The 14634-nt window shown below is 38.2% G+C and carries 16 protein-coding genes; all 16 read left to right on the forward strand.

Annotation, left to right across the window (positions count from 1 at the left end; genetic code table 11):
- Window positions 1-4: 4 nt before the first annotated feature.
- The 16 genes from GQS55_RS01220 to GQS55_RS01295 all read left to right on the forward strand — a co-directional run bounded on the left by GQS55_RS01220 (window position 5) and on the right by GQS55_RS01295 (window position 14626).
- The gene (locus GQS55_RS01220; protein WP_159817187.1) at window positions 5-724 is read left to right on the forward strand and encodes a flagellar basal body L-ring protein FlgH; all 720 of its coding nucleotides are present in this window, start codon (window positions 5-7) and stop codon (window positions 722-724) included.
- Between the two features lie 18 nt (window positions 725-742).
- The gene (locus GQS55_RS01225; RefSeq protein WP_159817189.1) at window positions 743-1855 is read left to right on the forward strand and encodes a flagellar basal body P-ring protein FlgI; all 1113 of its coding nucleotides are present in this window, start codon (window positions 743-745) and stop codon (window positions 1853-1855) included.
- An 8-nt stretch (window positions 1856-1863) separates the two neighbouring features.
- Complete coding sequence (locus GQS55_RS01230) at window positions 1864-2334, forward strand: rod-binding protein (RefSeq protein WP_159817191.1); 471 nt, start codon at window positions 1864-1866, stop codon at window positions 2332-2334.
- Between the two features lie 5 nt (window positions 2335-2339).
- A complete protein-coding gene (gene flgK, locus GQS55_RS01235) occupies window positions 2340-3674 on the forward strand; it encodes a flagellar hook-associated protein FlgK (protein ID WP_159817193.1) in 1335 nt (444 codons plus the stop codon).
- Between the two features lie 11 nt (window positions 3675-3685).
- On the forward strand, window positions 3686-4582 hold the full coding sequence (flgL, locus tag GQS55_RS01240) for a flagellar hook-associated protein FlgL (protein WP_159817195.1): 897 nt from the start codon (window positions 3686-3688) through the stop codon (window positions 4580-4582).
- A 29-nt stretch (window positions 4583-4611) separates the two neighbouring features.
- The gene (locus GQS55_RS01245; RefSeq protein ID WP_159817197.1) at window positions 4612-5637 is read left to right on the forward strand and encodes a flagellin; all 1026 of its coding nucleotides are present in this window, start codon (window positions 4612-4614) and stop codon (window positions 5635-5637) included.
- A gap of 674 nt (window positions 5638-6311) precedes the next feature.
- On the forward strand, window positions 6312-7151 hold the full coding sequence (locus GQS55_RS01250) for a flagellin N-terminal helical domain-containing protein (protein ID WP_159817199.1): 840 nt from the start codon (window positions 6312-6314) through the stop codon (window positions 7149-7151).
- Between the two features lie 129 nt (window positions 7152-7280).
- Window positions 7281-8588 carry a flagellar filament capping protein FliD gene (fliD, locus tag GQS55_RS01255; protein WP_159817201.1) on the forward strand — a complete coding sequence of 436 codons (1308 nt, stop codon included), beginning with the start codon at window positions 7281-7283 and terminating at the stop codon, window positions 8586-8588.
- Window positions 8589-8597: 9 nt separating this feature from the next.
- The gene (fliS, locus tag GQS55_RS01260) at window positions 8598-8990 is read left to right on the forward strand and encodes a flagellar export chaperone FliS (RefSeq protein WP_159817203.1); all 393 of its coding nucleotides are present in this window, start codon (window positions 8598-8600) and stop codon (window positions 8988-8990) included.
- A gap of 443 nt (window positions 8991-9433) precedes the next feature.
- Window positions 9434-9742, forward strand: coding sequence for a hypothetical protein (locus GQS55_RS01265; protein WP_159817205.1), 309 nt, complete (start codon window positions 9434-9436; stop codon window positions 9740-9742).
- Window positions 9742-11175, forward strand: coding sequence for a flagellar hook-length control protein FliK (locus GQS55_RS01270; protein WP_159817207.1), 1434 nt, complete (start codon window positions 9742-9744; stop codon window positions 11173-11175). Before GQS55_RS01265 ends, GQS55_RS01270 begins: the two co-directional genes overlap by 1 nt.
- 21 nt (window positions 11176-11196) lie before the next feature.
- Entirely contained in the window at window positions 11197-11634 is a 438-nt protein-coding gene (locus tag GQS55_RS01275) for a flagellar basal body-associated FliL family protein (RefSeq protein WP_159817209.1), read from the forward strand.
- Between the two features lie 8 nt (window positions 11635-11642).
- On the forward strand, window positions 11643-12365 hold the full coding sequence (locus GQS55_RS01280) for a FliA/WhiG family RNA polymerase sigma factor (protein ID WP_159817211.1): 723 nt from the start codon (window positions 11643-11645) through the stop codon (window positions 12363-12365).
- A gap of 14 nt (window positions 12366-12379) precedes the next feature.
- The gene (gene motA, locus GQS55_RS01285) at window positions 12380-13243 is read left to right on the forward strand and encodes a flagellar motor stator protein MotA (protein WP_159817214.1); all 864 of its coding nucleotides are present in this window, start codon (window positions 12380-12382) and stop codon (window positions 13241-13243) included.
- Entirely contained in the window at window positions 13243-14235 is a 993-nt protein-coding gene (locus GQS55_RS01290; RefSeq protein WP_236559719.1) for a flagellar motor protein MotB, read from the forward strand. Before motA ends, GQS55_RS01290 begins: the two co-directional genes overlap by 1 nt.
- Window positions 14225-14626 carry a PilZ domain-containing protein gene (locus GQS55_RS01295; RefSeq protein WP_159817216.1) on the forward strand — a complete coding sequence of 134 codons (402 nt, stop codon included), beginning with the start codon at window positions 14225-14227 and terminating at the stop codon, window positions 14624-14626. Before GQS55_RS01290 ends, GQS55_RS01295 begins: the two co-directional genes overlap by 11 nt.
- Window positions 14627-14634: the final 8 nt, after the last annotated feature.

Raw genomic sequence — 14634 nt, forward strand, 5'->3', positions numbered from 1 at the left:
TGCTATGTTTAATTTTACCGTAATCGTTACCGTCATTTTGTTACTAAGTGGTTGTAGTTCTAGCTACGACCAAGAGTATGTTCAATGCCCTGTTTTTGGTGGAGAACCTAAGTGTCCTAATATTAAAGAAGATAAATCAAAAGAAGATTACGAAATTGAGCAGGATGCTTCTCAAGTCGGCTTGAATTATGAAGATGGTAGTCTTTATAGTGAACAGTATATGTTTTCGCTTTATGCAGATAAACGCGCCTATCGAGTTGGCGATATTTTAACTGTGGTACTTAGTGAGCGAACTCAATCAAGTAAAAGTGCAGGATCTAGCCTTGATAAAAGCACCGATATTGATGTAGGTGTACCCTTTGCTGGTGGGCTCAATGTTGCAGATTTTAATCTGGGTGTTGGTTCAAGCACTGGCTTTGATGGTAGTAGTAGTACTAGCCAACAAAACTTTTTAAGTGGTGCGATCACCGTGCGCGTTACCCATGTGTTATCGAACGACACCTTGGTTATTCGCGGCCGTAAGCGTATTCAATTAAATCAAGGTGATGAATACATAGAAATTGAAGGGTTAGTCCGACCAGGCGATATTGATGTCGCTAACAGAATTTCCTCATTACGTATTGCGGAAGCGCAAATTAGTTATACAGGTAAAGGAACCTTTGCTGATGCATCAAGCCCAGGCTGGTTTACATCTTTATTCTCGCGTTATTTAAACCCATTTTAATATTGAGTATTTGACCTTATGTTGAAAAAAACTTTTACCGTAATGTGTATTTTCATCGGCTGCTTTTCGTTTAATACTCTTGCGGCTAAGTCACGTCCACTGCTTGATATTGTTGATGTATTAGGGGTTAGAGAAAATCAGTTGGTAGGCTATGGCCTAGTGGTGGGTTTACCTGGCTCTGGTGATAAAGCACAAATAAAATTTTCGGCACAATCGCTGAGTAATATGCTCAAGCAATTTGGTGTCACGATGGATGAAACAACGTTACCCAAATCTAAAAATATTGCCGCAGTGGCAGTACATGCTACTTTGCCCGCAATGGCAAGCCCAGGTCAAGCAATAGATATCACGGTTAATTCATTAGGTGATGCCAAAAGCCTTCATGGTGGCAGCCTTATGCTAACACCATTAAAAGGTGTCGATGGTAAGGTGTATGCGTTAGCGCAAGGTAATTTAGTTGTTGGTGGTATTAATGCCAGTGGTCAAAATGGCTCTTCGGTTACTATTAACGTTCCTACCTCAGGAATAATTCCCGGTGGCGGAATTATAGAACGAAATGTTAGTGATATGTTTAAAGTGCAACCAGATGTAGTGCTTAATTTAAAAGAGCCTAATTACCAAACTGCACGTAACGTTGTTAAGGCTGTTAACCAAGTGTTTGGGCCTGGAGTCGCACGTGCACACAATTGGGGGCGTTTGGTATTAAGCGCACCAATAGATGCTAATAGCCGCAATACCTTTATGTCTATGTTGCAAGATATTGTGGTTGAAGAGGGTTCTGAACAACCGCGTGTTATTTTTAATAGCCGCACAGGTACTGTTGTTATGAATGATGTGGTGAGAGTTAATCGTGCTGCGGTCAGCCATGGTAATTTAACAATAACAATTGCTGAATCTGAAGGCGCATCGCAGCCGGGAGCATTCTCCAATGGTAGAACAGTGCCTTTACAAGCAAGTGCTGTTGATGTGAATGAACAAAAGAATCATATGGTATTACTACCAGAGGGCACTTCGCTAGAGGTAATTGTTAAAGCAATAAATACTTTAGGGGCGACCCCAAGTGAGTTAATGTCTATTTTATTAGCTCTTGATAAAGCCGGAGCCCTCGAGGCTGAGCTATTAGTAATTTAGGAAAAGAAATGATAATTGATCCCCCAGATATCAGTGCGCAATCACTGGCGATTGATCCAAAAAAATTAGACTATATTACCGCTAATTTAAGTGAGCAAGATGGTATAAAAAAAGCTGCAGAACAATTTGAGGCTATATTTCTACAATTAGTGTTAAAAAATATGCATGCGGCGACTGAAGCAATGTCGTCAGAGAATGGTTTCTTTTCAAGTAAGGAACAAGCTCAATTTCGTGATATGCATGATGCTCAAACCGCCCAGCACTTAGCGGCAACGCAACAGCTAGGTTTAGCCGAAGCGATAATCCGTCAATTTGATGAAAAGTTTGAACCAGTAGAAAATAAATTTAAGGAAATGGCAGAAGGGGTCGCTGTACCTGATAAAGCTCATAATAAAAGTATTGTGCATGCAGCTGACCAGAGTGATTTTTATTCGAGTTCAGCATTTGCACAATCTTTAAATATAATTCCGATTAGGTAATTACAATGTCAATGATAAATAATGCACTCAGTGGACTTAATGCAGCCAATGTAGCCTTGACTGTTGCAGGTCAAAACGTGGCGAATGCTGCTGTTGAAGGTTACTCGCGTCAAGCTGCACATTTTGAAACCGCAGGCTCGCCCTTAGGTGGTGTAAATGTAATGTCTGTCGAGCGTATTGTTGACGCATTTTTAAATGATGACATATGGCGTACTAGTTCGGCTCTAGGCTATTATGAAGGTAAACAGGCTTATCTAGGTTATATTGAAGAAGTAGTTGGTACTGACACGTTAAATTTTAATGATGCTATCACTGAAATTAGTAATGCGTTTAGTGCCGCAGCGACAACACCTGACTCTTTAGCCTATCGTCAAGAGATAATTTCCACTTCAGAGGCTTTATTACAAGACTTGGCACAACTAAATGGAGCCTTAGAAGGACAATTAAGCAAGCTTAGCTTAGAAATGAGTAACCTGGCACTTAATTCTAGTTCAACAACGGCTCAAATTGCAGAGCTCAATAGTCAAATAACGCAGGCCGAAGCAAAAAACTTACCTACTTCTGAACTTAAAGACAACCGTGAACGTTTAGTGACAGAGCTATCAGATACTATAGGCATAGCGATAACAGACCGTGCTGATGGCAGTATAGATATAAGTACTTTAAGTGGTGCACCATTAGTTATTGGAAGTAAAGCGGCAGAAATCACCGTAAGTGGTACCACGGTAACAGCCGAGTTAGCTGGTCAATCTTTTCAGCTCAGCGATCAAGTTGGTGGCCGGTTTGGCGGTTTAATCAGTGCTGATACGCAAGTAATCCAACCTACTTTTACAAGTTTAAATACACTAGTAAAAGATTTGGCTGATGATATGAATACGGCATTGTTAGAAGGCTTTGATTTAAATGGTGCTGCCGGTATAGCGCTATTTGATTATAATCCTGTTAATCCTCTTGGCACGATAACTATCAATACAGCAATAACACCAGAGAAACTAGCACTTATTGGTGGTGAATTTGATATTGGCGGTACTTGGGTTGCTGCAGGTGGCTCCGGTGATAATACTAATATTGCTAATGTTGTGGCTGCAATCGCTAACAATGGCAGTGGCTTTACCTCGCTAGTTGGCGAGCTTGGCATTAATAGTCAACAAAATCAAAATAGCATCTTAACATCAACCACATTGAATGATAGCGCCGTATTAGCACGAGACAGCCGTAGCGGTGTAAACCTTGACGAAGAAGCGGCAAGCTTAATACATTTTCAACAAATGTATAGCGCAAATGCTAAAGTGATCACCACTGCTGGTCAAATGTTTGATTCACTATTGAATATGTTTTAAGGAAGAATACCATGCGTGTTAGCAGTCATCAGTTTCATTTAAATGCAATTAGTAATATCCAATATAATACAGCGCGCTTTAACGAAGCCTCTGTTCAATTAGCAACAAATGTAAGAATTGCGAAGCCTTCGGATGACCCGCTTGGTGCTGTTCTGTTGCTAAATTTAGATGCTGAATTAGACTCACTATCACAATATCAATCTAATATAGCATCGATTGATTTTACGTTAAGTCAACAAGAAGTAAAATTAACAGGTATTGTTAATCAAATATATTCGTTACAAAGTTTAATTACCACGGCCGCCGATGGCTCATGGGGTGAAGAAGAATTAAAAGCGCTTGGGCAAGAAATGTCAGTTATTTTTCCTGGCATCGTTGATTTACTTAATGGAACTGACAGTGAAGGGAAATATTATTTCTCAGGCAGTGAAACAAACACTAAACCTTTTGATTTAGATGCCGCGGGTAATTATGCTTATGTTGGTGATGACAATGTTCGTAACGTTGCTGTAACGGCAGACTCTAGCGTAGCCAGTAATATTACCGGAAATGAACTAGACCCCGGCGCTAATTTTTTAAATGCGATGAAAGATTACCTGGTCGATATTAATAATCCACCTGCGACAGGCGTTGGCAATGAATCTCGTGCTATGATTACTGAACTGGCTACCTTTTTAGGGACTATTACTGGTGGAGTTACCAAAATTGGTGGTACGATAGCATCGCTTGGCTCACTTGCGGATAGCAATCTTGATATTACTGCTGTTACTTCTAATTTACGTGATGATATAAGCTCAGTAGATTATCCCGCAGCACAGATTCAAATGAACGAAGCAATGGCTGCGTATGAATCATCTATGCAGGTATATGCAAGCGTGTCGTCATTATCGTTATTTTCATTTATATAACCAGTACATCATAATAGGCCATTGTCACTATGCTCGTTACAAGTAGCGAAAAACCCCAAGCCCCAGATGCTATAAAAACGGCTAAATCTGAGTCACTTGTAACCCAGCTAAAAGAGCGTGCGCCAAATCAAAACATAAATAAAGTAACGGCTAAGCAAGAGCAAGTAGATGTTTTGTCACGCTGGTCAGTGCGTGGCAAACTAAGTCAAGCATTAGCACAAGCAGAATATAGCGAAGCAACCTTACGTCAAATGTATACTGCATTAAGCGCTTTAGCTAACAAACTTAATACTCAAACGGCTACCGCTAAACCGAATTTCACACAGAAGAATGATGTACAGTCAACAATTGAATCAATGCAGAAACTGGCGGCGCAATCAGGCAGTGGTTTAAATAAGCAATTAAATCTTCGTAGTGAAAGCGATGTAAGTGTACGTCAGCTCAATGCGAATATTGATTTACTTTCAGCACGACCGCATGACGAAAAAATTAATTTATTAATGGGGCGAAGTGGTAAGTCGGTGGTGTTAAATTTACCTGCAAACCAAGGGGAAGCTAAAAATTTAACTAATATTCAAAACGCATTTGCTCGACAAGATATTAGTGTAGAGCTAGACCGAAATAATCATTTATTATTTAGCACTACTAAAGAACATGCGGGTTTACTTGATGAAACCTGGATTATGAGCGGTGAAGGTGTCAGAGTAGCAGCAGGCAACCCAATTTCAGTACCTTTAGTTGAGCCAAGCAATCCGCTTGAACAACTCGCACAAGTGTCTGAATCAAATAGCGAGATTCAAGCACATCGTGATAAAATAAAACAAGTACAACAACATTTAAGATCAAGCATACTTAAAGTTCAAGCGCAGCGTAAAGAGCTGTCTAGCCAGTTGCTCGAAATTGAAAGAGCAGCAACAAGTCTACAACCAAGCGAACTAACTGACTTAACCAATAGTATTGGTGACCAAATGTTTTATGCTGGTACTAACAGTATTAGCACTATTATGGCGCAAGCCAACATAACACATAGTCTAGTGCGCTATTCTCTTTATTAATATCAATAAAAATCAATTCAGCGAAAGATGACGCCGCGGCTTAACAAATAGCTTTATATTAAAATGCGTAAGTTAATATAAATGGCTATATCCACAGGATATGGCCATTTTTTTATGTCTATTTTATAAACACTATGTCTTGGCTGACTGTATATTATACCAATTTGATTAAATTTCTTCCCAACTCAGAGCTCTGCTCGATGTTCAATAACAAGGCAAATTTGTTTCGGTTTAGTCATTCTAAATCACATAAATTTAACGATGTTAGTGTACATCGAGCAAGCTCCCAGAGGGCGAGTTTAAACGGCTTATATGCTGCGTTATTAATTTTGACAAGGGAATAACCATTCTCTTCAATTAACGCCTTGCCTCTAAGTCTTTTAATTCTCGCTGAGTGGGAAAGAACTTAATCAACTTGGTATTATGCTAACAATACTTGTTGCCATGCTGGGTATTAGTTAATTACTCCGGGAATGTCCCTTGAGCAGAAAAATTTTACTTACTTACCTCAAATAAATACCAAATAATAAAGCCAAATTATTAAATTTTATAAATAATGCATTAAAAATGAAAAAAAATTTAATTTTATAAATTTTATGGTCGCTATAAGTTTTTAGGCAATGTTTATTGTTTTGTTATGACGATAAACAAATTTAACTAAAAAAGGAAATCTCATGGCTTTATCAATTCAATCAAATATGGCATCAATGTCAATCCAAAATCAACTAAGTCGTAGTAATGACAGTTTATCAACAGCACTTGAGCGTTTAGGTTCTGGTTTTAAAATTAACTCAGCGAAAGATGATGCCGCAGGTTTACAAATTGCAACACGTCTAAATGCGCAAGTAAAAGGTCAAGAAGCCGGTTTGTATAACAGCGCAAACGCGATGTCAATGATGCAAACAGCTGAAGGCGCGTTTGATGAGATAACGAATATTGCTTACCGCATGAAAGAGCTTGCTACGCAAGGTGCCAGTGATGCTAATGGCACTACTGAATGGGCTGCACAAGATGCTGAGTATCAAGCTTTGTCTGAAGAAATTCAGAGCATTATGGCGAATACTCGATTTGGTGATACTCAATTATTAGATGCTACAAATGGTAAATTCATAGCTGCAGTTGATTTTCAAGTAGGTGCTGATACTGCTGAAACCCTAAATGTTGATATTTCAGGTGGTTTAGCTGATGTTGAAACTGCTATTGCTGCTTTTGGTACTATTGGTACCGATGTTGCTACAATCCAGACTGAGATAGGTACTGTCGATGATCTTATCGCGGCAATAGGTACATCTCGTTCTGCATTAGGTGCATCAATGAACCGCCTTGAGCACACAATGACAAACGTAACAAACATGAAAGAAAACACCCAAGCGGCATCAGCTACATTGATGGATGCTGATTTTGCGGCTGAAACGTCTAACATGACTAAGCAACAGTTATTAATGAACTCAGGTATTTCGGTATTGAGTACAGCTAACAGCACAACACAAATGATTGGTTCATTACTTAACTAATCGTTTGATTATTTAAAGAGCTAAATTAGTTCGTGTTATAACGTAAAATAGCTATATAACTTATAGCTATTTTAATAAATAAAAATTCTTTGAGTTTTTATTTATTAAAATAAATACTTGGAGAATAAAATGTCTTTATCAGCATTAGGAATTGACCCAGCTAACTTGGCTAGTCAATATACACAAATTGAACGTGCCTCAAAAGATCAACTTTTAAGCAATAAAAGCAATGAATTTTCTAGTAAAATAAATGCATTTGATAGTTTGCAAAGCACATTAACCAGCTTTTATGATAGTTTGTCTGATAACCTTGCTAGTGATAGCAATTTTTTGGCAAATTCATCTACTGTGACTAATGAAACTGCACTTAATATCACAACGACAGGCAGTGCATCGCCAGGTGAATATGATATTTTTGTTGAACAATTAGCGCAATCACACCAGGTAGGACTCAGCTTTGATACCACTATACCGTTAAGTACTAATGGCGAATTGAATATTGATTTAGCAGGTGATTCGTTTAGTATCGATTTATCGACACTGGCAGCAGGCGCTTCGTTAAGTGACTTAGCAAGTGCTATTAATTCACATGTTGATAATAAAGGTGCTAAAGCAAGCGTTATACGCTCAGGCACTGAAACCTTTTTAGTGATGACAAGTGAAGAGTCAGGTGCTGCAAATCAAATAGCGATTAGCTTTTCCCCTGCTGCAACTTCTCCTGATCCGAATGGTAGTAATATAACTAATGCTATTACAGGGATTAGTGAACTTACAGCCGCACAAGATTCAATTGTTAAATTAGGGGCAACATCTGCTATTACAATTACCTCTACAACCAATACACTTGAAGATGTTATTGAAGGGGTAACATTAAACCTTACTCAAGCACAGGAGGTCGGTGATAGCCCTGCTCATGTTTCGGTTGGACAAGATGTAGATACGACCAAAAGTAATATTCAAGGTTTTGTTGATGCGTTTAACAATTTATCAAACAGTATAACAACAAACGATGATTTAAAAAGAGACAGCTTAGCCAGTAGTTTAGCTCGATCATTACGTAACGATTTTCAGGGCACGTTTGAAGGTAAAACACTGTATTCAGTGGGTATTGAATTTGACCGCAGTGGTAATTTACAAATTAATAGTGAAAGATTAGAAGCGGCATTAAGCTCTGATCCTGAATTGTTAACTAAAATGCTTACCGGTGAAAACGGCATAATGGCGAAATTAGAAGAAAGAATAGAGCCTTATACTAAAAGCTACGGGATAATGTCTGACAAAAAAGGTACTCTGCAAGCCAGTTTAGATATTGTTATTAGACAACAAGCGAGTCATGAATCTTCAATGCAGCAAGTATATCAACGTTATTTATCGCAATTTACACAAATGCAACAGACTATTGCGCAATTAGAATCTACAATGGGTCAATTTGGTTAGGGATTAATAATGTTAGATATAAATGACGGTTTTTCGGCTTACAAAAGTACGTCGATTGACGGACGTGCTGCCGGTGCAGATATTCATAAGTTAGTATTGATGTTATTTGATGGCTTTTTAGATGAATTAGAAAGTGTAACTGGCCATATTACTCAAAAACGCCATGATAAAAAAGCGCAAAGTATTGAAAAGATGATGCGTATATTAGGTGGTTTAGAAGCATCACTTGATTTAGAGTCGGGTAGTGAAGTTGCTGGTAATATGAAAAATTTATATGAACATTGTGGACAATCACTTTTACAAGCAAGCTTAAAGAATGATTTAAGCTTTATTGACTCTGTTCGCACTGTGATGACTAACTTACAAGAAGGTTGGAAAGGGTTAGGTTCACAGGTAGCATAAAGTACTAAGATGAATGTTTTTTATAAACCAGTTGCGATGCAACTGGTTTTTTGCTTTTAAGAGTACTCTGTTAGTGAGATTGGTATAAATACCTAAACGTTGTAATTAATGACAATTTTTCTACTTTAGTCCAGAAAAACAAGGTGAGTTTCGCGTCAATGGCTCGTCTATTACAAGTAAATTTAATAATGAAGTTAGGAAAATCAACTACAAGAGCAGCGTTTATTGAGCCGAATTCAGGTTAACGAATAAAAGGGGATCTTTTATTACATCTACTTCCCTTGGCTTCCGTTGTGCGGAAGTTCCGCTTCCGCATTGTGTTATACAAGCTGACTTTATTGCTTATATATCAATGCCTTGATAATTGGTGTGTTTTTTGCAATACTTCTAGATGAAATAAATTTGGTGTAGTCATTGCGAGTTTTTAAGCGGAACAATTATTTATGAATAAGTTGCAGGCCGAACAAAAAATACAATCACTTTTATTGTATATGGCAGAATCTATTGAAAAAGGTAACTGGCATAAAATTCGTGAAGCTGACCGCCAATTGATGTCTTTGATTAATGAGGCTAAACAAGCTGCTTGGTTTGTATCTTTTGAACCAAAGTTACTATTATTAAAACAAGATTATGAAAAGAAAATACAACTGATTAATGCTCAAAAACAAGATGTGAGTAAAAAAATGCAACGTCATCAAATTGATAGTGATGGAATACTGGCTTATAAACAATTGACAGAGAGCGCTGACTAATGACGGTTCAACTACGCCCACAATCTATAGCGCAACAAGACGTTTTAGGCGGTAGCCAAATAAAGGCTAATTCTTCACTGAGCAAAAATTCTTCTACGGGTCTAAACCCTTCATCAGGTGCAAATACGGCTGACTTAAGCTCGGCTACACCAACGTTAGCGAAAACATCGCAATCGATGGACTCGCAGTCGCTAGAGCAGTCTACTGATACTGGTGAAATATATGACGAGGCAGAGCAAGCATTTGTTTTTGTACTGCCTGATATTTCGACCGAGGATAACAGTTTAGAAGCGAGAGGTACGTTGCTTGATAATGAGCAACTAGACACTACAAATCAAGACACGCCTAATGAATTACAAGCCTTCATTCAAAACCCAAGAGCACAGAGCTTTAAAATACAAGCAATAACGTTACCAGTAGGTGCTACTGAACAGGCATTGGTACCAAACAATATTGCTGGTTCGTTATCAGGTTTAGCGCCTTCATCATCGGTTGAAAATGAAGCTGAGGTTAATTCTGCTCCGGTAACACAAGCGTTAGTTAGTAACGTTAACTCAATGAATAACATCGATGACAATGATACCTTGCCACTTCCAACGACTATTCAACAGGTTTCAGCCGCTCTTCATAACACAGTAAATGTTAGCACAACGTCAGAAGCTATTGTGCCGCTAATACAAGTAGATAAATTAATCTCAAGTAATCAACAGCGTGAATTATTAGTAAAGCCTGCAGGAGGTAATAATACAGTACAAGACCAATATTTAGCTACGCGACTTTTATCTGAGAATTCATCAAGCAACAGTGGTGTAAGTAATATAAATCATAAGTCTACAACGGTTGATGCTATTAATACACTGGCTTCATCTATAGTATTAAATGAAGAGAAAGACTTTCAAAAAGGATTAACTCAACAGGTTTTTAGCGGTGCTGAAAATCGTGAGCATACCTTCTCGAAACCTGCTTTTGGAGCAACAACAGATACTCAAGCTGTCAGTCAACAATGGCGTAAAGAGCAGTTAAGCAGTAATACCAGTGAGTGGGGACAACGTTTACTACATGTCCTGAGTGATAAAGTTAATTTACAAATAGGTCAACAAATACAGCGAGCACAAATACGTTTAGATCCGCCGCAGTTAGGTAGTATTGAAATTGCTATTAGTGTGGAAGGGGATAAAACGACAGTTCATTTAGTTGCAGGGAATGCGCAAGTACGTGAAGCTATGCAACAAACCTTGGATCAGTTACGACATTCATTATCGCAAGCTGGTGACGTTACCGTTGAAGTTGATGTGGGGGAAAAGCAACAACAATCAGATAATTCAGGTGATACATCTGAAATGGATATAGCTGACAATGCGGCTATTGAAGAAGAAGCTACTTTAAAAACAACAGAAAATAGTGCCAGAGATTGGTTGAATAGATTAGTTTAAGAATAGTTGGAGTACGGATAAGTGAATAAAATTGTCATAGGAATTATTGGAGTTGTGTTACTTGCAGGTGCTTTTTTTGCAGGTAAACTGTTAGACAGTCAAGACTCAGAAGAGCAAAGCAAAGGAGACGTTGTGAGTGCAACTGAGCAATATTTTGCTATGGAGCGTTTTATTATCAGTATTAACGATGAAAACTTGACTCGTTATTTAGTACTCGATTTAACGTTAGCTATCCCTGCTGATGCACAAAGCTTAACTACTGCGCAAACCTATACCCCACTTCTGCGTAATGAATTAGTAAAAATATTTGTGAACTTAGAGCGAGAACATGTGAAAAATGAGTTTTCTGATATAGAAGCAATGCAAAAAACATTGCTAGAAAAATTTAACTCGGTATTAAAGGCGAAATCGAGCCTTGAGTTAAGTAATGTTCTTATTACTAATGTTTTTATCCAGTAAGGAAAAGCATGTTAGTTCAAGCGGAATGGTCTGAACAAGCCAGTGATACTAGTACGTTGACGGCACAAAAAGAAAGTGAGTTACTCGCACAATATGCTTATTTAGTTAAGCGTGCAGGGGCTCATATGCGTACTCAACTAGGTGTTATTGTTGATGTTGATGATATTCAACAGATTGGTTTGGTTGCCTTGCTTTCATCAATACGTCGTTATGGACGTGATGCAGATGAAAAATTTGCGGCCTATGCGTTTAAATGTATTCGTGGCGCGATGCTTGATGAATTTAGGCGCGTTGATTGGCGACCGAGACAGTTAAGGCAGAAATCTCATAAATTAAGAGATTGCACCAGAGCATTAACAAAAGCCCTTGGCAGAGAGCCTAATGATAGTGAGCTATGTGAGGCATTAAAGGTAAGCCCTGATGAGTTATTAGAACTTCATTATATTACGCAAGCAGAAGCGATGGATAGCTTAGAAAGTTTACTTGATGACGGTGGTCAATATTGTGCTGCTGCTGATGATACACTGTCAAAAGCTGAATCAACAATGGAATTACAAACAGCGATGGCAACACTGCCGGCGCGAAATAAACTGTTACTACAGCTTTATTATACTTATGAAATGAATATGAAAGAAATAGCTTTGACCCTTGAACTCACTGAAGCAAGAGTGTGTCAACTCCATAAAGAGGCGTTAGTTGCCTTAACCCGAAAACTTCAACATAGCGAATAACTAAGGAAGCAAATATGCAACGATTGATAGGTCTACTGGTGGTGCTTGGTACCGTATTAGGTGGTTTTGCATTCGCCGGTGGGAATCTAGCCACAATGTGGCAGCCTGCTGAATTTTTAATTATATTTGGCGCTGGTATAGGGGCGTTAATTGTAGGTAACTCAAAGTTTGTATTGCTCGAAATGTTATCGCAGCTGAAGTACCAATTATTTAGTACTAAAAACAGTCATACAACAGACCTTTATCATGACATATTAATGGTAATGTACTCATTGCTTGATTTAGTTCAGAGTAAAGGTATAAAGGCATTGGATGATCATGTAGAGAATAGTGAAACTAGCTCGATATTTTTAGCTTATCCAAAAGTGGCTGAGTTTCCACAATTGGTCACCTTTATTTGCGATAATTTTAGACTTTATAGTATGGGTAAAATTAACTCTCATGACTTTGATGCGATATTAGAGCAAGAGATTTATACCATTGAAGAACAAAAACTAAAACCATCACATGCATTAGGTGATGTTGCCGAAGCAATGCCTGGTTTTGGTATTTTGGCTGCGGTTGGCGGGATTATTATTACCATGCAGCATCTTGATGGCCCAATGAGTGAAATTGGTTACCATGTTGCTGCTGCATTAGTTGGTACTTTTATCGGTATTTTTGCCTGTTATTGTTTGATGGCGCCTTTATCTTCAGCGATGGCTTCGTATGTAAAAAAACAAATGGCGTTGTTAGAATGTGTTAGAGCTATGCTCGTTGCGCACTCTAAAGGACATGTTGCTATTGTTGCTATTGATTCTGGACGCAAGCTTATCAATGAAGAAATCAAGCCTAGCTTTACCACCATGGAACAATGGATTAATAACCGAGCAGCATAATGTCAAATTCTGAACTGATTGTAATAAAACGTGGCCGTCGAAATAAAGGTCATGCTAAGCATGGTGGAGCATGGAAGGTTGCGTTTGCTGATTTTACGTTGGCAATGATGGCTTTCTTTATGGTACTTTGGATTTTAGCTATCACTAACGCTGCTGAGCGTAAAAGTATCGCACATTATATGCGTACTCATTCAGTGTTTGACGGCAGTCCTTCTTTTTTTGAACCGGGTAATAGCCCGTTCCCTATTGATTTAGGGGGGTCGCCATCAATTATTGATAATCAGGCCTCAAATCGTTTGCCACCGGATAATCCTATTCCAGGTATAAGTGAGTATCTTCAGGTTCCCAAAGGAGATAAAGAGCCACTTGCAGGGACGGGAGATAAACTAAATTCTGCTATTGATAGTGAGTTTGCCGCTTCATCAGAATTAAGTCTGTTATTAAAAAGTATTGAAGAGCTTTCTAAAGAAGAACTATTACATAACAATATATTAGTTGAAGAAGTGCCTTCAGGGTTAAGGATAATCATTAAAGATGATGACAATCATACAATGTTTGCTAGCTCAAAAAAAACAATGTCACCTTTTTTTGAAGATTTATTCTTATATTTAGGCGGAATGTTTAAAGATATTAATAATAAAATTATAATATCAGGGCATAGTGATGCAAGCCCATTTAAAGGGCAATCCTATACAAATTGGGAGCTTTCAGCTGCACGAGCACAACAGGCTAGGAAAATTATGGCCGCGGGTGGTATGCCAGCTTCGAGAGTCACGCAGGTTAATTCATTTTCTTCAAATCGTCTACTGAACAAAACAAATAAAACAGCAAGTGAGAATAGAAGGGTTGAGTTGTTAATACTTACAGCTGACGCTGAAAAGAAAATGAACGATCTATTTTCTGATGATAATGTTCAAAATCCTATTAAACAGTCAGCTAGTGCGGCTACGGCAAATAAGCCAGTAATGCGCTTGGAAAGTAATGATGAATGAAGAACAGATAATAGAACAAGAGCTGAAAAAAGAAAACGAACGCAATTATAAGCGTTGGTATTTAAATCATAAAGATGAGCATTTGTCGTTGGCAATACAACGAAGTGGTATTGCAGTTAAATTAAAGCACCCTTGGTTATTTGGTTATCAAATTTGCCAAGGAGTTATTAAAAATTTCAGTGTGGGTGGTGCAGGGTTATTGGTTCCGGCTGAAAAAAAATTACCGAAAAAAGTGGTTGTTGTTTTTAATCAAATAGACAGTTTTACTGCCTTGGTTAAATACAGTAAAAGCATTAACGACCAGTTGAAATTTGTTGGACTTGAATGGGCAACAAAAAACGAGCAAGAACGAATTGATTTAGTCGCAAGCTTGCAGACTTTATCCAAGTAAGAAAAATA

The sequence above is a fragment of the Colwellia sp. 20A7 genome, assembly GCF_009832865.1.
Classification (GTDB): Bacteria; Pseudomonadota; Gammaproteobacteria; order Enterobacterales; family Alteromonadaceae; genus Colwellia.